A 23677-nucleotide genomic window follows, 5' to 3' on the forward strand; every position below is an offset into this window, starting at 1 on the left:
GTCGGCGGTCACTTGACACCAAGGGTCTCACGGACCGCCGACGGCACCCCACGCGATGGCGGAGATCACGCGGGGTGCCGCTGCGGGCCCTGAGCCGGGCCTAGGACGAGGAGTCGGGTTTGTAGTCCTGGCCGAGGATCACGGAGACGTTCGCGCTCGAGGAGATCGTGCCCTTGCCGACGGCACTGGTGGGCAGGCCCAGGGTCTTGGCGACCTCGGTGGCGTTCGCCTTGTCGGCGGCGTCGGCGTAGACGACCTTCGAGGTGGCCCGGGCCGAGGAGGGTGTGCCGCCGTCGATGAAGGTGAAGCCGCCGTTGAGGAGGACGACGCGGGCCTTCTCGGTGTTGTCCCTGGTGCCGGTGGCGTTCTGGACCGAGACGCTCACGGCCGCGTCCTTGTCGGGGCTCTTCGCCTTGCCGCCGAGGACGTCCTTGACGACGCTCGCACTGGCCTCCGCACTCAGGGTGCCGTCCTGCTGGACGGGCAGCAGCGCGGTCCTGTAGTCGCCGCTCTTGGCGAGGTCCGCGAGCTTGGCGAGGAAGGTGCCGAGGTCCTTGTCCGTCAGGGACGGGTCGAGGATCTGGGCCAGCGTCTGCACGGTGGTGGTCGCCGCCGTCGGGTCGGAGGACAGCTTGCGCAGGACGCCCTGCAGGACCTGGCCGAACCGCTCCAGCTGGGCGTTCTGCGCCTCGCCGGAGGCACGGTAGGTCGCGTAGGCGACGGCCATCTTGCCGCTGAGGGTCTGGTCCTTCCCCTTGCTCACCAGAGGCGCCTGGCCCTTCTTCCCGGCGTCCGGGTCGGGCACGGCGGCGTTGGTGTCGACGTCGATGTTCCCGACGAGGTCGACCAGGTTCTGCAGATAGGGGGTGTCCAGGCGCCAGGTGCCCTCGATGTCGGTGCCGAGGACGGTGTCGAGGGAGTCGACGGTTCCGGAGGAGCCGTCGTCGTCGACGGACTTGGCGAGGGTCGTCGTGGAGCCGTCGTCGGCCGTCAGGTTGAGGGAGTTGGGGATCAGGACGGTGGTGCCCTGCTTGGTGGTGGTGTTGTCGACGAGCAGCGCAGTGGAGGTGCCGCCCTTCGTGGTGTTGTGCAGATGGACGACGATCACGTCGCGGTTCTGGGCGCTCGCCGCGATCGTGGTGCCCTTCTTGCTCTCCGGATCCGACAGTCCTGGCAACTTCCCGGCGTACCAGAGGTAACCGACTCCGCCCACCGCGACCAGGGCGAGGACGACGACCAGGGCGACGAGCCGGCTGCGGGCGCGACGCTTGGCCTCCTCGCGGCGCTCGGTGCGGTTCTCGGTGAAGTTGAGCCAGTCGATGACGTCCTCGGAGTCGGTGTCCGGCTCCTCGACGAACGCGAACTGCGCGGTGTGGTACTGCCGTTCGTCCCCGTCGGCGGGCTCCGCACTGGCACGGACCCGCCCCTGGCCGGCCGGTGCTCCCGCAGTGTGGCCCTGGCCGACCTGCGTCCCTCCGGCGTACCCCTGGCCCGCCTGCGTCCCCTCGGCCGGTCCACCCTGGTGCGGGATGTAGGCGGTCTGCTCGGCGACGCGGGGCTGCCGGCCGCTCGCGGCGGCCCGGCCGTAGGGGTCGTACGCCGTCGCCGGACCGCCGCCCTGGCCGCCCCCGTCGGCGTAGGGGTCGTACGGCGGCACGGGCGCCTGCCGACCGGTGTCCGCCGCGTAGGGGTCGTAGGGCGGCACGGGGTTCTGGGTGCCCGTGTCGTACGGCGTGGCCTGCTGCCCGCCGGTGGCGTACGGGTCGTAGCCGTACCCCTGCTGGGCGTAGGGGTCGTACTGCTGTTGCGGGGCCTGTTGCGGCGGGACCTGCTGGTACACCGGCCGGCCGTAGTCGTCGTAGCCGACGAGCTGGTACTGGTTCTCCTGGTCGTCGCCGTAGCCCGCGTCGTATCGGTCGTTCACCGGTGCCCCTCTCGGCTCACTCGCCGCGGTACAGCTCGCGCTTGTCGATGTACCGCACGACTCCGTCCGGCACCAGGTACCAGACGGGGTCGCCCTTGGCGACTCTCACCCGGCAGTCCGTGGAGGAGATGGCGAGGGCGGGGACCTCGACGAGTGAGACGCCGCCCTCGGGGAGTCCCGGGTCGGCCAGGGTGTGGCCGGGCCGGGTGACTCCGATGAAGTGTGCCAGGGCGAACAGCTCTTCCGTGTCACGCCAGGTGAGGATCTGGCCGAGGGCGTCGGCGCCCGTGATGAAGAAGAGGTCGGTGTCGGGGTTGAGGGCCTTGAGGTCGCGCAGGGTGTCCGTGGTGTAGGTCGCGCCACCGCGGTCGATGTCGATGCGGCTGACCGAGAACTGCGGGTTCTCGGCGGTCGCGATGACCGTCATCAGATAGCGGTCCTCGGCCGGGGAGACCGCGCGGTGGCTCTTCTGCCACGGCTGGCCCGTCGGTACGAACATCACCTCGTCCAGGTGGAACTGCGCGGCGACCTCGCTGGCCGCCACGAGGTGCCCGTGGTGGATCGGGTCGAACGTTCCGCCCATGACGCCCAGTCGGCGCTTGCCGGGGCTCGACGGGCCGTTGCCCGGGCCGGTAGGCATGTCCTGCTCTCCCATGCGTGCAGACCCTACCGGCCCGGCCTGAGGAACCGGGCAGGCGGAGGCCCGCAGTGTCCCGCTTCGGGCACCCGGTGCCTCAGCGGTCGCGGTTGAAACGGGTGGTGATCCACAGCAGGAGCAGCAGGATGATGAACGCGCCACCGCCGGTCACCAGGGGGTTGAGGCTCTCGTGGTTGCCGCCGTGCTCCTCGCCCTCAGCGGCGAGGGTGACCAACTGGGCAGCGGTGCTGTGGAAGCTCATCTTCGGCAGGACCTATCCGGTGGGCGGGATAAAGACGTCGGCTCATGGTAAGCGGGCGCGGTGGGGGCCATCACGCCGACTCCACCATTGAAGGCCGCGCTCAGGGCGTCGGGGAACCTTCGCCCTTCCTCAGTCGTCCTTCCGCTTGTACCCCCGCAGCAGGAACCACGCGGTGAACGCACAGCCCAGGAACATCACGACCAGTACCACCCGGAGCAGATTTCCGGACCCCTGCTGCTCGGCGGCGCTCGCGGCCTCGGTGAGCCAGGCGGCCCGGGTGTGCTCCATGATGTGGACTCCTTCGCTGTACTGCCCGTCCACGCTATCTCCGCCTAGGCTGGGCTCTGCTTCGGGGGGCGCAAAGGGCCGCACAAGGGTCCGTAAAGGATCACAGAGGCCGAAGAGGCACAGCCAAAGACGCACATGGGGGAAGACATGTCCGACGACGGCCATCAGAACAACGGACACGAGCAGGTGCCGAGCAGGCAGCGCAGGCGTTTCCCGGGTATCTCCTCGCGTGCGTACGAGCACCCCGCCGACCGCTCCGCCCTGGTGGCGCTGCGCAAGCTGAGCGGCTTCGACACGGTGTTCAAGGCACTCAGCGGACTGCTCCCCGAGCGGAGTCTGCGGCTGCTGTTCCTGTCCGACTCGGTGCGCGTGTCCGACCAGCAGTTCGCGTACCTCAACGACATGCTGCGGGACGCGTGTTACATCCTGGACCTGGAGAAGGTCCCGCCGATGTACGTCAACCAGGACCCGCAGCCGAACGCGATGTGCATCGGCCTGGACGAGCCGATCATCGTCGTCACCACGGGCCTGGTCGACCTGCTCGACGAGGAGGAGATGCGGGCGGTCGTCGGCCACGAGGTGGGCCACGCCCTCTCCGGTCACTCGGTCTACCGGACCATCCTGCTGTTCCTGACCAGCCTCGCCCTCAGGGTGGCCTGGATCCCGCTGGGCAACATCGCGATCATGGCGATCGTGACCGCGCTGCGCGAGTGGTTCCGCAAGTCGGAGCTGTCGGCGGACCGGGCGGGTCTCCTGGTCGGCCAGGATTTGCGGGCCTCGATGCGCGGTCTGATGAAGCTGGCCGGCGGTCACCATCTGCACGAGATGAACGTGGACGCGTTCCTGAAGCAGGCCGAGGAGTACGAGGCCGGCGGCGACCTGCGCGACTCCGTGCTGAAGATCCTGAACGTCCTGCCGCGTTCCCACCCCTTCACCACCGTGCGCGCGGCCGAGCTGAAGAAGTGGGCCGAGTCCCGCGACTACCAGCGGATCATGGACGGCCACTACCCGCGCCGCACCGAGGACAAGGACACCTCGGTCACGGACTCCTTCCGCGAGTCGGCCGCGAGCTACGCGACCAACGTCAAGAGCTCCAAGGACCCCCTGATGAAGCTGGTCAGCGACATCGCGGGCGGAGCGGGCGACCTGGGCGGCAGGGTGCGCAGGGGCTTCGGCGGATTCTCGAATTCGGCCCCGAGGGACGACGACCGGCCGACCGAAGGGAACGGACCGGCCCAGGGCGACTGAACCCACCCACGCCCACCGAACCCACAGACCCACCGAACAGTTCCACCGATCCCGCAGTTCCACCGATCCCGCGGCCCCACCGCACCCGCAGCCGACGACGAACCGCCGTCACACCTTCGGCTGCGCGCTGGTGGCCAGCGACCCGCACAGCGCCGTCGCGCTCCCCGTCGCATACGGATCGGTCCCGGCCGGTCCGCCCGCCTTCGCGGTCTGGCCGGCCAGCAACGGATGCAACCGGTTCGTGGAGTCCTCCGCGCACGACAGCGGCCCGGCCTGGACGTACGACACGACCAGCTGGGCCGTGTGCATCCTCAGATCGTCCCGGTCGAACCGGAAGTGCAGCTCACGCCGGACGGTGAACAGCGCGGCCGCCTGGGAGGCACCTGCACCGGCCGCCCGCAACGCGTACACGAACGTGTGGTCCGCCGTGACCTCCAGCGTCGAGGCGTCGGTCTCGGCGGCCTGGAGGCTGCCCTGCACCCGGATCCCGGCGTCGGCCAGGCGCACCTGCGCGGGGTCGAAACGGACCAGCCACCCGGTCGGCGCGTGCCGCCCGTCGGCGGCGGGGTGGGCGAAACTCTGGTCGAACTGGTCGAGCTGTTCCGTGTCGAGGAGCACCCGCACGGCACGGACCTGGTCGCGGACGAGGACGTCCGGGTCGAGCGAGGACCGCACGATGTAGTCCTTGGCCGTGGTCAGCGCGGACACGACCTGGCTGTCGGAGAAGTGTGCGGTGCGGCGGGAGGCCGGCAGCGGGATGCCCTCGGCGCCGACGCGGTACTGCGCGGCGGGGCTGTGCGCGTACAGGTACTCGGCGTCGGGGTGTCCCGGGACCTCGCCCTCGGGCGCCAGCGGGATGACGGTCATCCGCAGGGGTTCCACGGGCTGCCGGACCGCGGAGTTCTGGTAGGGGTGCCGTACGCCCATGTAGATCGCGGTGCCGAAGGCGACGGCGATCAGCAGGACCAGGATCAGCACCTGCCGGGACAGTCCCCGGCGCAACGGCGGACGGCGGCGGACGGCGGGCGCGTGGTCGGTGATGCGCTCCTGCGCGGAATACTCCTGGAGGCGGGCAGCCCGGACGAACGACTCGTCGAAGACGACGGATCGGTACTCGTCCTCACCACCCACGGGGCCGCCCTCGGGTGTCCCCTCGGGTGGGTCTGCCGGCCCTCCCATATCTTCAGGGTAGGTCTCGGGGCGCTCAGGTAAACGCCCCGCTGTGCGACAAGTTCTGACAGGTTCTCACCAGGAGCGTCAGGGCGTTCGCGGGACCGCGGAGACGGCTGGCTGGGAGTAGTCGGCCGACGCCGAGGGCGTCACCGTGCTGCCCTGCTCCAGACCGGTCGAGGCGGGCGGCGGAACCCGGTCGCGGCTGCCCGAGGAGGCGCCCCGGTAGACCGCCGTGAAGGCCAGCGCGACCATGCCGATACCCATGACGAGCGCAAGCATCCAGGCCACGGGGCGGTGCCAGCGGACCTGCTTGCCGTACGTCCCCGGGGCGCCGTAGCGGCCCTCGAGGATGTCGGTGTCGTCCAGGTCGTCGAGTTCCGGATCATGGCCGAAACCGCCGGGTCCGTAGCCGTCGTCGTACCGATCGGCTCGGGGGCGGGCGCGGCGGGCCTCGGCCTCGGAGGCCTCCGCTCTCGCCCGGGCCGCGGCCAGGAGGCGCTCGACGGCGGTCGGCTCGTGCACCACGGCCGCCTGTACGAAGGCCTCGTCGAAGACCACGGAGGCGAACTCTTCGTCCGACACCCCGCGGTCGTGGTCGTCGTCGGGCTCCCAGCCGTCAGGGAACGGCGTGCCCCCCACGTCCTCCGGCACGAGTCCAGAGTAGACCTGGGGGGTCATTTTGGGCAGACGGTAGGGAAATTCATCCGCCCTGTGAGACACCTCTCGCGCGCCCCCGGACGCCCCGGTTCAGCGGCGGATGTGGCCGTCGCCGGTGACGATGTACTTCGTGCTCGTCAGCTCCGGCAGGCCCATCGGGCCGCGGGCGTGCAGCTTCTGGGTGGAGATGCCGATCTCCGCGCCGAAGCCGAACTGGCCGCCGTCGGTGAAGCGGGTGGAGGCGTTGACCGCGACGGTCGTGGAGTCGACCAGCTGGGTGAAGCGGCGGGCGGCCTGCTGGGAGGTGGTGACGATGGCCTCGGTGTGGCCGGAGGTCCACAGCCGGATGTGCTCGACGGCCTTGTCGAGCGAGTCGACTACGGCGGCGGCGATGTCGTAGGAGAGGTACTCGGTGTCCCAGTCCTCGAGCGTGGCCTCGACGACGGTCGCCTTGGTGTCCTTGGCGTACGCCAGCACCCGCTGGTCGGCGTGGACGGTCACCCCGGCCTCGGCGAGGGCGTCCAGGGCGCGCGGCAGGAACTCGGGGGCGATGTCCTGGTGGACCAGGAGGGTCTCGGCGGCGTTGCAGACGCTGACCCGCTGGGCCTTGGAGTTGATCAGGATGTCGATCGCCATGTCGAGGTCGGCCTGGGCGTCGACGTAGACGTGGCAGTTTCCGGTGCCGGTCTCGATGACGGGGACGATCGACTCCGTCACGACGGTCTGGATCAGCGAGGCGCCGCCGCGCGGGATGAGCACGTCGACCAGGCCGCGGGCGCGCATCAGCTCGCGCACGCTCTCGCGGGACTCGCCGGGCACGAGCTGGATGGCGTCGGCGGGCAGTCCGGCGCCGCCCACGGCGTCGCGCAGGACCCGGACGAGGGCGGTGTTCGACTCGTAGGCGGAGCCCGAGCCGCGCAGCAGGACGGCGTTGCCGGACTTCAGGCAGAGGGCGGCGGCGTCGACCGTGACGTTCGGGCGGGCCTCGTAGATGATGCCGACCACGCCGAGCGGGACGCGGACCTGGCGCAGGTCGATGCCGTTGGGCAGGGTCGAGCCGCGCACGACCTCGCCGACCGGGTCGGGCAGCGCGACGACGTCCCGGACGTCGGAGGCGATGGCGCGCACCCGCTCCGGGGTGAGGGTCAGCCGGTCGATGATCGCCTCGCTGGTGCCGGCCTCGCGGGCCTTGGCGATGTCCTTGGCATTGGCCTCGACGATCTCGCTCGTGCGGACCTCCAGGGCGTCCGCGATGGCGAGCAGCGCGTCGTCCTTCTCGGCCCTCGGCAGCGGGGCGAGGTCGGCGGCGGCGGCCTTGGCCCGGTAGGCGGCCTGGGTGACCGGGGTCATGGAGTCGTACGGCGAGAGCGAGGTCATACCGGAAGGGTAGTGCGCCGGGCGAGGCCGTCCACCCGTTGTTCCACAGCGCGAGACGGGATCAAAGGGACACCCGCCGGGACACGATCAGAACGGGTGGGCCCCGACCGGCGAGGCCGGCGGCGGACCGTACCCCTCGGCGATGCGCTGGTGGTAGGTCTGGCGGTCGATGACCTCCAGGCCGACGATCTCCCACGGCGGCAGTCCCGCGGTCTGGCGGTGTTCGCCCCACAGGCGCAGGGCGACGGCGGCCGCGTCGTGCAGGTCGCGGGCCTCCTCCCAGTACCGGATCTCGGCGTGGTCGTTGGCGTAGCGGCTGGTCAGCAGGAAGGGGTGGTCGTGGGCGAGCTGTTCGAGGGCGCGCCGGACCTCTTTCAGCGGGGCCTCGTCACCGGAGACGCTGAGGGTGACATGCCACAGGCGCGGCAGATCCTGGGGCTCCTCGCCCTGGTAGCGGTCGCCGGCCGCGACGCTCGTCAGGGTCCGCTCCTCACCGGCCGCCCGCGTGGCCGGGCCCCCGGTCTCGTCCTCGGCCGGGGCCGGGGAACCGGCGGCCGCCCGCGCCACGGTCCCCCCGGGGCGACCGGATGAAGCCGCCGCACCAGCGCGGGACGCCGCCCCAGGGCGCACTCGTCTCACGACGGCCTCCTTCATGCACAGGTCGACCCCACGGGTCGGGCGGAATGTTGTTGTCCCTGGGACAAAGTTGAGCAGGCCGCAAGGGCTCGTGGGGCGGTTTTGCGGAACGTCCACCTCAGGGCGACGCCCTTGGCAGGGCGTTCACCCCGTTTTCGGGCGGTACCCCGGCACCCGGGGCCCCGTTGGGTGCCGGGCGGTCCTCAGACGGTCCTCAGGGGTGCAGGATCACCAGATCGTCCCGGTGGACGACCTCCCGCTCGTAGGCCGGCCCCAGTTCGCGTGCCAGCTCCCGGGTGGAGCGGCCGATCAGCCGCGGGATCTCCTTGGCGTCGAAGTTGACGAGCCCGCGGGCCACGGCGTGCCCGGTGCCGTCGCGCAGTTCGACGGGGTCGCCCGCGACGAACTCGCCCTCGACGGAGGCGATCCCGGCCGGCAGCAGCGACTTGCGGCGGTCGACGACCGCTTTCACCGCGCCGTCGTCCAGGGTCAGCGAGCCCTGCGGGGTGGACGCGTGCTGGAGCCACAGCAGCCGGTCGGCGGAGCGCTTGTCGGCGGGGTGGAAGTAGGTGCCGGTGTCACCGCCGGACAGCGCCTCGGCCGCGTGGACCGTGCTGGTCAGCACCACGGGGATGCCGGCGGCGGCCGCGATCCGGGCTGCCTCGACCTTGGTGACCATGCCGCCGGTGCCGACGCCCGCCTTGCCGGCGCTGCCGATCTCGATGCCCGCCAGATCCTCGGGGCCGCGCACCTGAGCTATCCGCGAGGTGCCGGGCCTGCTGGGGTCGCCGTCGTAGACGCCGTCGATGTCGGAAAGGAGGACGAGCAGGTCGGCGTGGACCAGGTGGGCCACCAGGGCGGCGAGCCGGTCGTTGTCGCCGAAGCGGATCTCGTCGGTGGCGACGGTGTCGTTCTCGTTGACGATCGGCAGGGCACCCATCGCGAGGAGCTTGTCGAGGGTGCGGGAGGCGTTGCGGTGGTGGGCGCGGCGGCTCATGTCGTCGCTGGTCAGCAGCACCTGGCCGACGCGGACGCCGTAGCGCGCGAAGGAGGCGGTGTAGCGGGCGACGAGCAGGCCCTGGCCGACGCTGGCGGCGGCCTGCTGGCGGGCGAGGTCGCGGGGGCGGCGGCGCAGGCCCAGCGGGGCGAGGCCGGCGGCGATGGCTCCGGAGGAGACGAGGACGATCTCCTTCTCGCCTCCGCTGCGGCTCTTGGCGAGGACGTCGACGAGCGCGTCGACCCGGTCGGCGTCGAGGCCGCCGGCAGCGGTGGTCAGCGACGAGGAACCGACCTTGACGACGATCCTGCGGGCCTCGCCCACGGCCTGCCTTGCCCCTGCCACCTTGTGTCCTGTCCCCTCGCGCCACGTGTGGGTCCTCGCCCGCAATGTACGCGAACGGGACCTGCCGACGCGCATCCGTCCACGTCCCGGACCCACAGCGGACGGTGGATCTCCCGGCCCGGGCCGTCGCGCGGCCCGGCCGGACCGGTCGGGCGCATAGCACCTGGCCGTCCCGCAGGGCAGGAGACACGCGCGTGTCGTCCGGAGGTCGGCACGCGTTAACCAGGGCGTCCGTCTCGCGACGACCTTGGAGTGCCCCCGTGCGAAAACGCCTCTCCCACCTCCGGTCCGCGCTGCGGCTGCCGGGCCGGCAGACCGCGACGAGAGCGCTCGTCGCCGCCGTCCTGGCAGCCGCCGTCGTCGCCCAGGCCGTCGCCGCCCTGCGTCCGCACGTCCCGCTGCTGCTCGCCGCGACGGCCGCCTCCCTGGCCGTCGAGGGTGTCCTGCACCGCTGGCAGCGCGGCATGGTGTCGCTGTTCGCCAAGACCCACGCGGACATCACCGTGCGGCACGTCCTGCGCGACCTGCTGCTGGTGCTCGGCCTGCTGCGGCTGACCCCGGAGGACGAGGAGACGGCGTACACCGCGCTGGTGGCAGGACTGCTCGCCTGCTACGCGCTGCACTGCGCCATCCAGGCGGCCTCCGTCCTGGTCCGCCGCACCCGCACCCTCCCGGTGGTCACCCGCAACATCGACGCCTCCGCGCTCCGCCTGACCCCGGCCCCGCCCGCCCTGCTGCGCCGCCCGGGACCCCGCCTCCTGGTCCACGGCCTGCCCGCCACGACGGGCCTGCTGGTCACGGCGGCCAACGGCGAGCCCCGCTGCGCGGCCTTCGGCATCGCGATGTCCCTGGGGCTCGCCCTGATGGGCCTGTACGACCTTCTCGTACGGCTGCTGCCGAGCCGGCGTCCGGCGGGCGAGCAGGAGGTGCTGGACTGGTTCGACGCGTGGCTCGCCGAGTACCGGCCGACCGTCGGCCTGTACTTCTCCGGCGGGGTCTCCTCCGCCTACCAGGCCAACATGTGGCTGGAGCCGCTCGCGGAGCTCGACGGGAAGCCGGTCATCATCCTGCGCGAGCGGTTCATGATGCAGAAGATCGCCGCGACCGACGTCCCGATCGTCTGCCTGCCGAAGGTGTCCACGCTGCTGCGCCTGGAGCAGTCCACGCTCCAGGTCCTCATCCACCCGTCGAACTCGGGCAAGACCTCCCAGGTCCTGCGCATCCCCACGATCAAGCACACCTTCGTCAACCACGGCGAGAGCGACAAGCTGTCCTCCTGCAACCCGTACGCGAAGGCGTACGACGAGGTGTGGGTGGCCGGTCCCGCGGCCCGCGAGCGGTACGCGGCGGCCCAGGTGGGCGTCGAGGACAAGGACGTGGTGGAGATCGGCCGCCCGCAGCTGGAGGTCGTACGGCCGTACGAGGGACCGCCGGCCGGGACGTACACGACGGTGCTGTACGCGCCGACCTGGGAGGGCTGGGACGGCAACCCCGGCAACACCTCGGTGATCGAGGCGGGCGAGAACATCGTGCGGGCGCTGCTCGCGGATCCGGGGGTGCGGCTGCTGTACAAGCCGCATCCGCTGACCGGGTCGGTGGACGCGCGGGCGGGCGCGGCGGACTTGAGGATCCGTGAGCTGGTGCGGGCGGCGAACCGGGAGCGGGCGGGGGAACGACCCGCCGACGACGGCGAACTCTCCCGCATCACACGGGAGTTGGACCGGCTCACCACCGCGTCCTTCCGGGTGGCGGCCGACTCGGTCGAGCGGATGCTGCTGCAGTCCACGCCGGAACCGGGCCGGGCCGAGGCGGTGGCCCGGGCGACGGCGGCCTGGGAGCGGGCGTACTGGGCCTCGCTGCCGGAGTGGGAGCACCAGGTCGTCACCGACGCCCGGCCCGCGCTGTACGCCTGCTTCAACCGGGCCGACCTGCTGATCAGCGATGTGTCCAGCGTGGTCAGCGACTTCCTGGCGAGCGGGAAGCCCTACGCGGTCGCCAACACCAGCGGACTGAGCGAGGCCGCGTTCCGCGCGGCGTTCCCCACGGCGGGGGCGGCGACCGTGCTGACCCCGGACGCGGTGGGGGTGCGGGCGCTGCTGGATGCCGTACGCCACCCCGAGCTGGACGAACTCGCCGGGGCGCGGGCCGAGTTGAAGCGACGGCTGCTGGGGCCGGACGAGCCGTCCTCGCAGGAACGGTTCGACAGGGCCGTACAGGCTCTGGGGGCGGTGGCCCGGGCGCGGAGGCTGCCGGGGCAGCGGCGGGAGGAGGAGACCGGGTCGGCCTCCGGGACGCTCACCCTGTCGGGATGAGGACCCTGCGTGCTTTGCGTACCGCCCGGCGCAGCAGCTGGTCGACGCCGACCTCCCGGTAACCCGGTACCTCCCGGGCCTCCCGTGGCTCGGCGAGGTAGAGGGAGTCGGGCAGGCCCGTCGAGCGGTCCCGGAAGAACGGGTAGGCGAGATACACCCGGCGGCCGCCCTTCTCCAGCGCCGCCTCCGGGGCCTTCTTCGCCCTCATGAACTCCAGGACCTCCATCAGGAGATCCGGGCGGCCCATCGCCACCAGCTGGAGCCGCAGCCGTTCGTGGACGCGGAGGCGGTGGGCCACCTCACCGGTCCAGTAGGCGTCCAGCAGGGGCTTCGCCAGCTCCAGCTTCTCCTGGCGGACCGCCTCGCCGTCCTTCAGGAACTTCGGCCCGAACTGCGGGAGCAGGGTGACGAGGAAGGGGCGCACCATCAGCGCGTCACGCCTCGCGCCCGCCGGGACCATGTCGGCGATCAGGTTCATCAGGGCGCGGGCGGAGTCGAAGCGCAGGGTGTGGCTGCCGGTCCTGGTGACGTGCTTGCCGTCCTCGCGGCCCACCAGGTAGTAGCAGGTATGGTCGGCGATCACGGAGACGCCGTCGGCCCGCAGATAGGCCTCCATGGTGAACAGGGCGTCCTCGCCGGTCCACAGGGACTCGTCGAAGCGCATGCTGTGCCGTTCGAGGAACGCGCGGCGGAACAGCTTCTGGGCGCTCAGCGTGAACTTGATGTTGGAGGAGAAGACGTCGGTGCGCTCCAGGGTCTGCCCCCACATCGACGTCGGCGGCTTGCGGTTGACGCCCTCGACCCGGCCCAGGACGACGTCCGTGCCGTTGCGGTCGGCCATCGCGACCATCCGCTCCAGGGCCTCGGGGCCGAGCCGGTCGTCGGCGTCGAGGAAGAAGACGTACCGCCCGGTCGCCTTGCCCAGACCGACGTTGCGCGGGCCGCTGGGGCCGCCGGAGTTGTCCGGCCGGACCACCGTGACGTCGAGGGGCGTGCGCGCCGCGAACTCCTCCAGGTACTCCCCCGTGCCGTCCGCCGAGCCGTCGTCCACCGCGATGACCTCGACGCGCGCGTGGCCGATGGTCTGTGCCTCGACGGAGGCCAGGCAGTCGACCAGATAGGGCATCGCCTCGTACGCCCCGATGACCACGGTCACATCAGGCTGCGCAACGGTCACTTCTCCCCCAGCCACGGTCCGATTCTGCTTCCGGCACTGGGACATACGCAGAAAGGGCCCGGTTTTCGGGATCACCCCCGAAAACCGGGCCCTTTCTTTACGAACGGGGGGTCAGGCCTTGGTCGTGGCCTCCGCCGCCGAGGCCGCGGGCCGCGACTCCTGGCCGACATTGCGCGCCTCGGCCTTGATCGCGAGGTTCGCCACCGCGGTGTTGAACTGCTCGATGGACAGGGGCTCGTCCGGTCCGAGCAGGTACTGCTTGAGCTCCACCCGGTCCTCGGCCAGCGGGTCGGCCGCCGGGTCACGGACCGCGTCGAGCAGCTCGCCCAGCTCGGTGGCCTGGTTGGACAGGATCGTGGCCGCCCGCACCGCGGTGTTCTGCCGCTTGAACTCCTCGATGCCCAGCTCCGCGGAGTCCGTGACCGCGTACGGCTTGCCGCTCGCGATGAAGTCGGAGACCACGCTGGAGATGTCGGAGACCATCGCGTCCGAGACGTTGAAGCAGTCGTACAGCCGCGGTTCGGCGCCCGTGACCACCCGGTGCTGCCACTGGGGGAAGGAACGCCAGTACACGTCGTTCCACTCGCCGCGCAGCCGGGCGATCTCCTCGTACTTGGCCACGTCGACCACGCCGTCACGGCTGGCCTCGGCCTCGTCGCCCTTCTCGCCGCCGCTGCCGACCAGGACGGCGAGCCGCGCCTCGATGCGGGCGAGTTCGGCCGTGGCGGCGGCCAGTGCGGCCGCGTCGGTCGGGAAGCGGGGGTCCGTGGCGCGCTCGGCGGCGGCCTGCACGATCAGCGCGGTGACCTTCTCGTGCGCGGCGGCCGCCTTGGGCAGGACCGTGCCGGTGAAGGGGTGCGGCTTGTAGAGGACACGGACCGGCGGGTCCGCCTTCAGCAGCTTCCTCACGATGTTCTCGCCGGCCAGCATCAGCGAGGTGTTGCCCGGGTCGCCGTCCCAGCCTTCCCAGGTGGGGGCGTAGAGCACGGTCGGGCAGTATCCATCAGCGGCTCCGCCGCGGGGGCCCGGCGTCCCCTGCCGCTTCTGGATCGGCGCCAGCTGCGGGCGGCCCACCTCGACGATGTCCTCGTCGCGGACCCCGACGTCGGCGATGGCGTAGCGGTCGCGGCCGGCCCGGCCGGCCACCCACACCTCGTCGTACGCCTTGCTGAACGGGTTGACGCTCGCCAGCTTGTCGCTGTCGCCGTGGCCGATGAAGACGTGCTTCATGGTGGGCACGCGCAGCAGGTGGATGTTCTTGCCGACGTTCGCCGCGTACAGCGCGACCCGCACCGTGGACAGGTCCATGTTCATCAGGTGCACCCCTCCGGGCACGCAGATGACGGGGACCGTGGTGGGCGCGAGGTTCTGCAGGATGACTCGCTCACGCAGGATGATCAGCGGCCTGGAGTCCAGCTGCTCCATGGTCTCCAGCCACATGTTGACCTGGTAGACGGAGTCCTTGGACCCGGAGAAGTAGAGCACCGTCTCCGGCTTGTAGTCGCGCAGCCACTCGTCGACCCTGGCGAGCACCTTGTCGGCGTTCGGCGGGACCTTCTTGCCGCGCACGTACGGCGTCAGCGCCAGGACGTACAGGGAGCCGAGCACTATCGTCACGCCGATGCCGATGAAGCCCGGCAGCGCCGAGTCCATCGCGGCGGCGACCAGTATGCCGACCACGGCCGCGAGGTCGAGGTGGAGCATCTTCTCGGCCGACCGGTTCAGCAGGCCCAGCGGCGGGGCGTCCGGGATGCGGAGGCGGGAGGCCAGGTCGACGTTGCGGGTGGCGACCGGGAGCCGGCGGCGGTTGCGGATCAGGGTGACCAGCGCGCCGTGCGGGGCCTGGAGGCCGTAGAACGCGATGAAGCAGGCGGTGGCACCGTAGAAGATCAGGTTGTTGGAGAGGTCGAGGCGGGCCAGCAGCAGGATCAGCAGGAGCTGTCTGATCAGGAAGCGGATCGACAGCCCGGCGCGCACCTTGCTGAGGCGGTTGATCAGATAACTGCCCTGGCGGTGCAGATAGTGGTCCGCAAGGTACGTGACGGCGGTCGCGGCCGCGAAGGCAGGGACGCTCGGAATGAGCGCGGCCACCATTATGGCGGGGAAACCCGCCATCATGAGGACCGCCGCGGCCAGCTCGGCCGCGCTGCCCACCCGGGCGACGCGAATAGCGGTGCTTATCACTGAAAACCTGCTCTGGGAGGGATGCCGGTTGTTTACCAATTAACGCTGCTTGAGGCTTCAGGTGTTGCTTAAGGCTTCAGGCCCCTGTGAATGCACCAGGAACGGGCAGCCACAGAGGCCTGAATTTACCGAAGACTAATTGTCCCTGATTATGCCACGCCGTCCTGACGGTCCAGGACACTGGCGAGCGCGGCCTCGAAGCCGGAGGCCTGGCCCGCGGAGGCCGTCGGGTCCTGCTGACGGACGTCGATGACATGCCCGGTGAGCTCGGAGAGCAGCACGTCGAGCGAGGTGCGGGCCACCGCCTCGGAGGACAGCAGGCTGCCCGCGGGCTCCTGGCCGAAGGCCTTGGTGCGCATGGGGGTGGCGGTGCGCTCGGGGTTGATGCAGTTCACCCGGACGCCGTCACCCGCCCATTCGTCGGACAGGGCCTGCGTCAGGTTGACCATCGCCGCCTTGGTCGAGGAGTACAGGCTGTACTCGGCGCGGCCGCGGGTGTAGCTGCTGGAGGTGTACAGCAGCAGCTGGCCCTTGGTCTCCGCCAGGTACTTGTACGAGGAGCGCGCGATCTGGACCGGCGCCAGGTAGTTCACCTTCAGCGCCTCCTCGATGGTGGCGTTGTCGGTCTCGGCCAGCTTGCCGATGCGCAGCACGCCCGCGGTGTTGACGACGTAGTCGATGCGCCCGGTCTCGGCGTACGCCTTGGACAGCGCGTCGTCGACCTCCTCCGGGTTCTCGACGTGGGTGCCGGTGGTGGAGCGGCCCAGCGCGTACACCTTGGCGCCGTAGGACTCGGCGAGCTCGCCGATGTCCTTGCCGATGCCGTAGGAGCCGCCGAAGACGACGACGGTCTTGCCGGTGAGCAGCTCGCGGTAGGCCTCGTCGCTCACCTGCTCGGGGGCCGCGGTCGAGGCGAGCTGGAAGAGCTTGTCGGCGATGAAGACGTCGACGGGCTGGGTGACCTTCATGTTGTACTCGTCGCCCGCGACGACGTGGATCGGCACGTCCGGCAGGTACTTGAGCACGACCGAACAGTCGTCCGTGGCCTGGAAGTTGGGGTCCCCGGCGGCGACCTCGTAGGCGCGCTTGATGGTGGACAGCTTGAAGGCCTGCGGGGTCTGGCCGCGGCGCAGCCGGGAGCGGTCCGGGATCTCGGTGATGAACTCGCCGTCGTCGCCGTGCTTGCGCGTGACGATGATGGTGTCCGCGGACGGGATGGCGACGTCGACGGCCTGGAAGCGCTCCAGGGCGACCACGCAGTCGTCGATGACGCGCCGCGAGAGCAGGGGGCGTACGGCGTCGTGGAACAGGACGTTGAGGTCCTCTCCCTCGGCCAGGCCCTCGCCGAGGGCCGCGATGGCGCGCTCGGTGGTCTCGTTGCGGGTGGCGCCGCCCTCGATGATCTTCTTGACCTTCGTGAATCCGGCCTTGGCGACGATCTTCTCTATGTCCGGAACATAGCCCGGCGCCATCAGGACGATGATGTCGTCGATGGAGTCGGCCTTCTCAAAGGTGGTCAGGGTGTGCTCGATGACTGCCTTGCCGGCGATCTTCAGCAGCTGCTTGGGGATCGAGAGACCCACGCGCTGACCGGTACCACCGGCCAGGATCACTGCGGTGGTACGGGGCTTGGCGATGTGCTGGGACACAGAAGACCTACCTCGGGGCGACAGGGAACGGGGAAATGGTCCCACTTGCGGTTACCGCTGTGCAAGGTGACCGCCGTTCACCGCATATGTGCGCGCTACCTGTCATTCATCTTGCACTGGAGGTGACGACGAGCGCCCCGTACAGCGCCCGGGCCGCGCCCCGGGGCGCTGGCCCGCGAGGCGGGCGGCCCCGGTACGGCGGACAGGAGCCCGGGGTCACCCGTGATCCGCATCACGTCGTCGAGCACCGGACTGCACGTGTTCTTCATATGCATGACGGCCCTGTTGCGGATCAGCCGGGAATACAACTGGTCCGGCAGTCCATTGCCCCGGAATTCCTTGTCAAGATTCCGCAGCATTTCGGTCTCGGCAAGGGCAAGAGAGTGATTCGCGCTGTCCGGAACGGGCTGGAGAAGATTTTCGGGCAGCCCGAGAAGGAGGTCTTCCCGCCGGTGACCACGCCCCTCTCGGGCCGCCCCCGCTCACACGGGGCGGACCCCCGGCTTGCCCGCTTCCACCCGCAGCTGTGCCAGCGTGGTCGTCGTCGCCTCCGGCCTGACCACCGTGTCCACGGCGCGGACCTGCGCGTCGATGCCGTGCCGGTCGATGTCGAAGAGGTGGTAGCCGCGGTGGGCGTCGATGAACTTCCAGTGCGGGTTGTCGGCCCGCAGCGGGTCCCACTGGGCGTGGAAGGCGGCCTGGTCCTGGTCGCCGTTGCTGGAGATGGAGGTGCCGACGAACTCGGCGCCGACGACCCGGGAGGACGGGTCGGCGTAGTCCTCCTTGAGGTCGCTGATCATCGTGAGGTGGCGGTCGCCGGAGAGCACGACGGGGTTGCGCACGCGCGTGAACTCCTCCAGGAGGGCGTTGCGTTCGACCTGGTAGCCGTCCCAGGCGTCGTAGTACCAGAGCTTGCCCTCGCCGGGCAGGATGTCGGTCTCGGCCATCATGATCTGCGAGGCGATGAGGTTCCAGCGGGCCGGTGAACCGTGCAGCGAGTCCAGCAGCCACTGCTTCTGCTCGGCGCCGAGCATGGTGAGGGACGGGTCCTGGGCCGCCGCCTGGTTGGTGACCTGGTCGCTGCGGAACTGCCGGGTGTCGAGCACGTTCAGCCGGACCAGCCGGCCGAACTCCAGCCGCCGGTACATCTGGATGTGCGGGCCGTTCGGGACGGCGGTGGCGCGCACCGGCATGTGCTCGTAGTACGCCTGGAAAGCCGCCGTGATCCGGGCCACGAACGCGTCGTGCGGCTGCTTCTCGGGGTCCTGCGGGACCTCGCCGGCCCAGTCGTTGTCGACCTCGTGGTCGTCGAAGCTGACCACCCAGGGCACGTGCGCGTGGATCTCGGCGAGGTCCGGGTCGGTGCGGTACTGGGCGTACCGGTTGCGGTACTGGACGAGGGTGTACGGCTCCCCCGTGCCCTCGTGCCGGCGCGGACCGGCCGACGACGGCGCCGACTCGTAGATGTAGTCGCCGACGAACAGCACGAGGTCCGGGTCCTGGTCCAGCATGTCGGCGTACGGCGTGAAGTAGCCGTGCTGCCAGTTCTGGCAGGAGGCGAGCGCGACGCGCAGGGTGCCCCCGGAGGTGTGCGGGGCGGGGGCGGTGCGGGTGCGGCCGGTGCGCGAGAGCTGGCCGTCGGCGCGGAAGCGGTACCAGTACGCGCGGCCCGCGCGCAGGCCCCGTACGTCGACGTGGACGCTGTGTCCGTACGCGGGCAGGGCCTGGGCGGTGCCCCGGCGGACGACCTTTCTGAAGCGTTCGTCCTCGGCGAGCTCCCACTCGACCGGCACCACTCTGTCGGGCATGCCTCCGCCGTTCAGCGGATCGGGGGCGAGCCGCGTCCACAGCACGATGCCGTCCGGCAGCGGGTCACCGGAGGACACCCCGAGGCTGAACACCCCGTCGGGCAGCGGGGTCTCCGCGGCTCGTGCGGTGCCCGGCAGCCACAGCTGCGCGGAGGCCGCGGCGCCGAGCACAGCGGCGCCTGCGGTCAGAAAGCGGCGTCGGCCGGGTGATGCTGCTCCGTACATGGGCGAACTCCCTTGCGTCGCTGACCTCTTGGGCACCCTGGAAGCTCACGCTTCGGGGTGATCCGTGCGTTGAACCAGAGTGTTCGCGTGCATGACAAATAGGTAGACAACAGAAGAGCCGTTGCGACTCGGGTATCACATGATGAACGTGATCCCGGCGCAACGGCCTTCAGGACACTGCCGACTGACGATCTTTTGGGTTCTAGTTGGTGAAGCCCGAGCCCAGACGGGCCTTCGCGGCCGTGGTGCCGAGCAGGGTGTGGCCGAAGGTGAGCGTGCCGTTCGGCCCCAGGACGGTGGCCGGAATCGGCAGGCCTCCGGGCGAGACGACGTACTGGGCCCGGGAGCGGAAGGACCACACGGACCCGGCGCCCGCGTTCTCCCCGGGCGCGCCGACCGCGACGTCGGCCAGTCCGTCACCGTTGGTGTCACCCGCATGGACGGCCCCGCCGAAGACGTCACCCTTCTCGGTGGCCCCCGGCACCCCCGGACTGTCCTGCGTGACCACCTGGTGGGAGCCCACTCCGGTCAGCCCGTCGGCCCGCCCGCTCAGCACGACGATCGCGCCGGCGTCCTTGACGGAGTTCGGAGCGGTGGCGGGGCCAAGGTCCTCGCCGGGCACGCCGGTGACCACGTCGAGGTACCCGTCCCCGTCGACGTCGGCGAGCTGGACGTCGGTGCCGAAGCCGTCGCCCTTCTCGGCGGTGCCGGGCACGCCGGGGTTGTCCTGGTTGACGAACTGGGCCGACACACCGTCAGGAGCGCCCGAGGTGCCGGGTATCCAGGTGATACGGCCGCCCTTGGCGCGGTAGGTGTCCCCGTCGCTCTCGTAGCCTTCGACGGTCCGGCCCACCACGATGTCGGCGTAGCCGTCCCGGTTCACGTCCCCGACCGCGAGGTTCTCGCCGCCCTGGAGCGCGGCGCCGTCGATGTCGTAGACCAGGGTCCATGGCGATAGGCCGTCCTTGGTGCCCCACCAGTACGCGATCCGCCGGGAGTCGAACGTGTCGGTGCCGTTCTCCGCGGCCACGACGTCCGTGATCCCGTCGCCGTTGAGATCGCCGACGTCGAGGTCGAGGACGCGGCTGTCGTACCTGTCCTTCACCACCTGGCGCTTCCCGGTGGCGGAGCCACCGCGGGTGAAGGGGCCGCCGGTCGCCACCAGGTCGTGCTCGTGCACCACGGTCAGCAGGTCGCTCGCGCCGTCCCCGTCGACGTCGCCCGCAGCGAGTCGGCCCTGGGCGCCGAGCCGGTCGCCGGCCGCGCCGGAGGCGAGGTTGGCACCGCCCGACAGACCGCGGGCACCGCCCCAGACGACCTGCACCAGACCGGACCCGCTGTTCTCGCCCCCGACGCCCACGACCAGGTCGGTGTACCCGTCCCGGTCGAGGTCGGCGCTGGTGAGCGCGCTGCCGAACCGGTCGCCCGCCTCGGAACCGCCCGGGACGCCCGCCGTGTTCTGGCTGAACACCCGCTTCGTGGAGGTCTTCGGGCCGCTCGCCGAGCCGTACAGCACGCCGACGAACCCGGCCTTCGCCTTCCCCGCGACGGTGCCGTCGGGCGCGGCCACCGCGAGGTCCGCGTAGCCGTCCCCGTTGAAGTCGTCCCGCACCTGGTGCGGCGCGGCCTCAGCGGCCCCCGCGGCGGCGGGCAGGGCCACGACCCCGCCGACCGCCAGGACGACGGCGAGTCCCGTGCGCCACCCTCTTCGTTGTCCGCGCATGCCGCGTCCCCCTCCTGTGACGGTCGTACGGATTGCTCCATACGACTCACAGGAAGGGCGGTTGGTTGTCCTGCGGTGGGCCGGGACGCCGCCCGGTGTTCGCTCAGAAGGGCTCGAAGTCGTCGAACTCCTGGCTCGCCTCGTCCCGTTCGGCCTGCTTGTCGCGGCGGCGCTGGGCTGCGGGGCGGGGTTCCTCGAAGCGGTGGTCCTCACCGCGCCGGCCGAGCATCTCGGCGCCGGCCATGACGGTCGGCTCCCAGTCGAAGACGACCGCGTTGTCCTCGGGGCCGATGGCGACGCCGTCGCCCGAGCGGGCGCCCGCCTTCATCAACGCCTCTTCCACACCGAGGCGGTTGAGGCGGTCGGCGAGGTAGCCGACGGCCTCGTCGTTGCTGAAGTCGGTCTGGCGCACCCAGCGCTCCGGCTTCTCGCCGCGCACCCGGAAGAGGCCGTCCTCCTCGCGGACCACGGTGAAGCCGGTGTCGTCCACGGCCTTGGGCCGGATGACGATCCGGGTCGCCTCCTCCTTGGGCTTCGCGGCCCGCGCCCTGCCGACCAGGTCGGCGAGGGCGAAGGACAGCTCCTTCAGCCCCATGTGGGCGACCGCGGACACCTCGAAGACGCGGTAGCCGCGCGCCTCCAGGTCCGGCCGCACCATCTCGGCGAGGTCCTTGCCGTCCGGGACGTCGATCTTGTTCAGGACGACGACGCGGGGACGGTTGCCGAGGCCGCCGTACTCCCTGAGCTCCGCCTCGATGATGTCGAGGTCGGAGATCGGGTCGCGGTCGGACTCCAGCGTCGCGGTGTCCAGGACGTGCACGAGGACGCTGCAACGCTCCACGTGCCGCAGGAACTCCAGGCCCAGCCCCTTGCCCTGGCTGGCGCCCGGGATCAGGCCCGGCACGTCGGCGATGGTGTAGACGGTCTCGCCGGCGGTCACCACACCCAGGTTGGGGACCAGCGTGGTGAAGGGGTAGTCGGCGATCTTCGGCTTGGCCGCGCTCAGCACCGAGATCAGCGAGGACTTGCCCGCGCTCGGGTAGCCGACCAGCGCCACGTCGGCGACGGTCTTGAGCTCCAGGACGATGTCCTGCAGGTCGCCTGGCACGCCGAGCAGCGCGAATCCGGGGGCCTTGCGGCGGGCGGAGGCCAGCGCCGCGTTGCCGAGGCCGCCGCGGCCGCCCTGGGCGGCGACGTAGGAGGTGCCGTGCCCGACCATGTCGGCGAGGACGTTGCCCTGCCGGTCGAGGACGACGGTGCCGTCCGGCACCGTCAGGACCAGGTCCTGGCCGTCCTTGCCGGAGCGGTTGCCGCCCTCGCCGGGCTTGCCGTTGGTGGCCTTGCGGTGCGGGGAGTGGTGGTAGTCGAGCAGCGTGGTGACGGACTGGTCGACGGTCAGGATGACGTCGCCGCCCCGCCCGCCGTTTCCGCCGTCGGGACCGCCGAGCGGCTTGAACTTCTCCCGGTGGACGGAGGCACAGCCGTGACCTCCGTTACCCGCGGCGACATGCAGTTCGACGCGGTCCACGAAGGTGGTCATGGTTCAGTGCCTCCAGAAAAACGTACGGAATACCTATGGGTACAACACGCGAAAGGCGGACCCGCTTCCCACCAGGGAAGTGAGGTCCGCCTCGCGAAAGCTTCCGATCAGGCGACCGGAACGATGTTCACGACCTTGCGGCCACGGTGGGTGCCGAACTCCACCGCGCCGGCGTTCAGCGCGAACAGCGTGTCGTCGCCGCCGCGGCCGACGCCCGCACCCGGGTGGAAGTGGGTGCCGCGCTGGCGGACCAGGATCTCGCCCGCGTTGACGACCTGACCGCCGAAACGCTTCACGCCGAGGCGCTGAGCGTTGGAGTCACGACCGTTACGGGTGGACGATGCGCCCTTCTTGTGTGCCATCTCTCCTCAGTCCCTTACTTCGCAGCCGCGGGGATCTCAGTGACCTTGATCGCCGTGTACTGCTGGCGGTGGCCCTGACGACGGCGGTAGCCGGTCTTGTTCTTGTAGCGAAGGATGTCGATCTTGACGCCCTTGTGGTGGTCCACGACCTCGGCCTGGACCTTGATGCCGGCCAGGACCCACGGGTCGCTGGTCACAGCGTCGCCGTCGACAACGAGCAGGGTCGAGAGCTCGACCGTGTCGCCAACCTTGGCAGTGGAAATCTTGTCAACCTCAACGATGTCGCCGACAGCAACCTTGTGCTGGCGACCACCGCTGCGCACGATGGCGTACACGCGGATCTCACTCTCTCGCTCGGGAACGGCACCCCCGCAGTCCAGCCGCCCGGCAGAGCGAGCGGCCTCTCCCGGCCAGAACAGCGGCCCGAGAGGAAGAGGTTTACGGGGATGTGGCGTGTCACCAGTGGACACGCCGACGCTCCAGGTTACGGGGCCACGGCCGAACGGGTCAAACCGGGCCCCGCCCCACTTCAAACCTGCGGGTTCAGGAACCGAGGGAGCCGAGGCTCTCCCGGTAGGCCACGCACTCCTCGTAGGAGGGCAGCAGCCCCTGCTCACGGGCCTCGGCCAGGGTGGGCGCCTGCTCGTCCTTGGGGGACAGCAGCGGGGCGATCCCCTCGGGCCACTCGATGCCGATCTCCGGGTCGAGGGGGTGGATGCCGTGCTCGCGCTGGGGTGCGTACCCCTCGGAGCACAGGTAGACCACGGTGGCGTCGTCGGTGAGCGCCATGAACCCGTGGCCGAGTCCCTCGGACAGGTAGACGGCGTGGTGGTCCTGGTCGTCCAGGCGGACGATCTCCCACTGGCCGAAGGTCGGCGAGCCGGTGCGGATGTCCACGATCACGTCGAGGACCGCGCCGCGCACGCACTTGACGTACTTGGCCTGCCCGGGCGGCACGTCGGCGAAGTGGATGCCGCGCAGGGTGCCCCGGCTGGACACCGACATGTTGGCCTGGGCCAGGCCGAGCGGGTGGCCCGCGGCCTCGGCGAAGACGGGGGCCTTGAACCACTCGTGGAAGCTGCCCCGGCCGTCGGGGAAGACCTTCGGTTCGAACACCCAGGCACCGGAGATGGAAAGGGGTCGCATCGCGGGG

The 23677-nt window shown here is 70.7% G+C and carries 20 protein-coding genes; 2 read left to right on the forward strand and 18 right to left on the reverse strand.

The window, feature by feature from the left end:
- Positions 1–100: 100 nt before the first annotated feature.
- From ACGFWE_RS12905 to ACGFWE_RS12920, 4 genes are all read right to left on the reverse strand, one after another.
- Positions 101–1924 carry a LytR C-terminal domain-containing protein gene (locus ACGFWE_RS12905; protein ID WP_393599805.1) on the reverse strand — a complete coding sequence of 608 codons (1824 nt, stop codon included), beginning with the start codon at positions 1922–1924 and terminating at the stop codon, positions 101–103.
- A gap of 16 nt (positions 1925–1940) precedes the next feature.
- A complete protein-coding gene (nadD, locus tag ACGFWE_RS12910) occupies positions 1941–2579 on the reverse strand; it encodes a nicotinate-nucleotide adenylyltransferase (RefSeq protein WP_352383886.1) in 639 nt (212 codons plus the stop codon).
- A 79-nt stretch (positions 2580–2658) separates the two neighbouring features.
- Positions 2659–2823 (reverse strand): hypothetical protein, encoded by a 165-nt coding sequence (locus ACGFWE_RS12915; protein WP_037716950.1) that lies wholly within the window; start codon positions 2821–2823, stop codon positions 2659–2661.
- Positions 2824–2952: 129 nt separating this feature from the next.
- Entirely contained in the window at positions 2953–3111 is a 159-nt protein-coding gene (locus ACGFWE_RS12920) for a hypothetical protein (protein ID WP_088245276.1), read from the reverse strand.
- Between the two features lie 147 nt (positions 3112–3258).
- Between ACGFWE_RS12920 and ACGFWE_RS12925 the strand changes: the two genes are divergently transcribed.
- Complete coding sequence (locus ACGFWE_RS12925; protein ID WP_393599808.1) at positions 3259–4359, forward strand: M48 family metallopeptidase; 1101 nt, start codon at positions 3259–3261, stop codon at positions 4357–4359.
- A 108-nt stretch (positions 4360–4467) separates the two neighbouring features.
- Here ACGFWE_RS12925 and ACGFWE_RS12930 read toward each other — a convergent pair whose 3' ends face one another.
- From ACGFWE_RS12930 to proB, 5 genes are all read right to left on the reverse strand, one after another.
- A complete protein-coding gene (locus ACGFWE_RS12930) occupies positions 4468–5538 on the reverse strand; it encodes a hypothetical protein (RefSeq protein ID WP_393599810.1) in 1071 nt (356 codons plus the stop codon).
- A 78-nt stretch (positions 5539–5616) separates the two neighbouring features.
- Complete coding sequence (locus ACGFWE_RS12935; RefSeq protein WP_352383892.1) at positions 5617–6210, reverse strand: hypothetical protein; 594 nt, start codon at positions 6208–6210, stop codon at positions 5617–5619.
- A 69-nt stretch (positions 6211–6279) separates the two neighbouring features.
- Positions 6280–7566, reverse strand: coding sequence for a glutamate-5-semialdehyde dehydrogenase (locus tag ACGFWE_RS12940; RefSeq protein ID WP_352383894.1), 1287 nt, complete (start codon positions 7564–7566; stop codon positions 6280–6282).
- 87 nt (positions 7567–7653) lie between these two features.
- Positions 7654–8205 (reverse strand): hypothetical protein, encoded by a 552-nt coding sequence (locus ACGFWE_RS12945; RefSeq protein WP_393599812.1) that lies wholly within the window; start codon positions 8203–8205, stop codon positions 7654–7656.
- A 211-nt stretch (positions 8206–8416) separates the two neighbouring features.
- Positions 8417–9523: a glutamate 5-kinase gene (gene proB / locus ACGFWE_RS12950; protein WP_352384370.1), complete on the reverse strand. Its 1107-nt coding sequence runs from the start codon at positions 9521–9523 to the stop codon at positions 8417–8419.
- 314 nt (positions 9524–9837) lie between these two features.
- Here proB and ACGFWE_RS12955 point away from each other — a divergent pair, with 314 nt between their 5' ends.
- Positions 9838–11856, forward strand: a complete 2019-nt coding sequence (locus tag ACGFWE_RS12955; protein WP_393600205.1) for a hypothetical protein — start codon at positions 9838–9840, stop codon at positions 11854–11856.
- Here the strand turns inward: ACGFWE_RS12955 and ACGFWE_RS12960 are convergent.
- The 9 genes from ACGFWE_RS12960 to rfbC all read right to left on the reverse strand — a co-directional run bounded on the left by ACGFWE_RS12960 (position 11840) and on the right by rfbC (position 23670).
- Positions 11840–13033 carry a glycosyltransferase family 2 protein gene (locus tag ACGFWE_RS12960; RefSeq protein ID WP_393599814.1) on the reverse strand — a complete coding sequence of 398 codons (1194 nt, stop codon included), beginning with the start codon at positions 13031–13033 and terminating at the stop codon, positions 11840–11842. The two genes, ACGFWE_RS12955 and ACGFWE_RS12960, sit on opposite strands and share 17 nt — an antisense overlap.
- A 111-nt stretch (positions 13034–13144) precedes the next feature.
- Positions 13145–15217, reverse strand: coding sequence for a hypothetical protein (locus tag ACGFWE_RS12965; RefSeq protein ID WP_393599816.1), 2073 nt, complete (start codon positions 15215–15217; stop codon positions 13145–13147).
- A 149-nt stretch (positions 15218–15366) separates the two neighbouring features.
- A complete protein-coding gene (locus ACGFWE_RS12970; RefSeq protein WP_352383897.1) occupies positions 15367–16866 on the reverse strand; it encodes a bifunctional cytidylyltransferase/SDR family oxidoreductase in 1500 nt (499 codons plus the stop codon).
- Between the two features lie 482 nt (positions 16867–17348).
- A complete protein-coding gene (locus tag ACGFWE_RS12975) occupies positions 17349–18899 on the reverse strand; it encodes an alkaline phosphatase D family protein (RefSeq protein ID WP_393599818.1) in 1551 nt (516 codons plus the stop codon).
- Positions 18900–19101: 202 nt separating this feature from the next.
- On the reverse strand, positions 19102–20622 hold the full coding sequence (locus ACGFWE_RS12980; RefSeq protein WP_393599820.1) for an FG-GAP and VCBS repeat-containing protein: 1521 nt from the start codon (positions 20620–20622) through the stop codon (positions 19102–19104).
- A 103-nt stretch (positions 20623–20725) separates the two neighbouring features.
- A complete protein-coding gene (obgE, locus tag ACGFWE_RS12985; RefSeq protein WP_393599822.1) occupies positions 20726–22162 on the reverse strand; it encodes a GTPase ObgE in 1437 nt (478 codons plus the stop codon).
- Positions 22163–22269: 107 nt separating this feature from the next.
- Positions 22270–22524, reverse strand: a complete 255-nt coding sequence (gene rpmA / locus ACGFWE_RS12990; RefSeq protein WP_007381992.1) for a 50S ribosomal protein L27 — start codon at positions 22522–22524, stop codon at positions 22270–22272.
- Between the two features lie 14 nt (positions 22525–22538).
- A complete protein-coding gene (rplU, locus tag ACGFWE_RS12995; protein ID WP_007381993.1) occupies positions 22539–22859 on the reverse strand; it encodes a 50S ribosomal protein L21 in 321 nt (106 codons plus the stop codon).
- 208 nt (positions 22860–23067) lie between these two features.
- Entirely contained in the window at positions 23068–23670 is a 603-nt protein-coding gene (gene rfbC, locus ACGFWE_RS13000; protein WP_352383905.1) for a dTDP-4-dehydrorhamnose 3,5-epimerase, read from the reverse strand.
- Between the last annotated feature and the right edge of the window lie 7 nt (positions 23671–23677).

The sequence above is a fragment of the Streptomyces sp. NPDC048523 genome (assembly GCF_043199815.1).
Taxonomy (GTDB): domain Bacteria; phylum Actinomycetota; class Actinomycetes; order Streptomycetales; family Streptomycetaceae; genus Streptomyces.

Coding starts and splice junctions, on each gene's coding strand:
- ACGFWE_RS12975 (WP_393599818.1), bottom strand. CDS start 18,899: ATGTACGGAGCAGCATCACCCGGCCGACGCCGCTTTCTGACCGCAGGC.
- ACGFWE_RS12935 (WP_352383892.1), bottom strand. CDS start 6,210: ATGACCCCCCAGGTCTACTCTGGACTCGTGCCGGAGGACGTGGGGGGC.
- ACGFWE_RS12920 (WP_088245276.1), bottom strand. CDS start 3,111: ATGGAGCACACCCGGGCCGCCTGGCTCACCGAGGCCGCGAGCGCCGCC.
- ACGFWE_RS12925 (WP_393599808.1), top strand. CDS start 3,259: ATGTCCGACGACGGCCATCAGAACAACGGACACGAGCAGGTGCCGAGC.
- nadD (WP_352383886.1), bottom strand. CDS start 2,579: ATGGGAGAGCAGGACATGCCTACCGGCCCGGGCAACGGCCCGTCGAGC.
- ACGFWE_RS12915 (WP_037716950.1), bottom strand. CDS start 2,823: ATGAGCTTCCACAGCACCGCTGCCCAGTTGGTCACCCTCGCCGCTGAG.
- rpmA (WP_007381992.1), bottom strand. CDS start 22,524: ATGGCACACAAGAAGGGCGCATCGTCCACCCGTAACGGTCGTGACTCC.
- ACGFWE_RS12980 (WP_393599820.1), bottom strand. CDS start 20,622: ATGCGCGGACAACGAAGAGGGTGGCGCACGGGACTCGCCGTCGTCCTG.
- rfbC (WP_352383905.1), bottom strand. CDS start 23,670: ATGCGACCCCTTTCCATCTCCGGTGCCTGGGTGTTCGAACCGAAGGTC.
- ACGFWE_RS12930 (WP_393599810.1), bottom strand. CDS start 5,538: ATGGGAGGGCCGGCAGACCCACCCGAGGGGACACCCGAGGGCGGCCCC.
- obgE (WP_393599822.1), bottom strand. CDS start 22,162: ATGACCACCTTCGTGGACCGCGTCGAACTGCATGTCGCCGCGGGTAAC.
- ACGFWE_RS12940 (WP_352383894.1), bottom strand. CDS start 7,566: ATGACCTCGCTCTCGCCGTACGACTCCATGACCCCGGTCACCCAGGCC.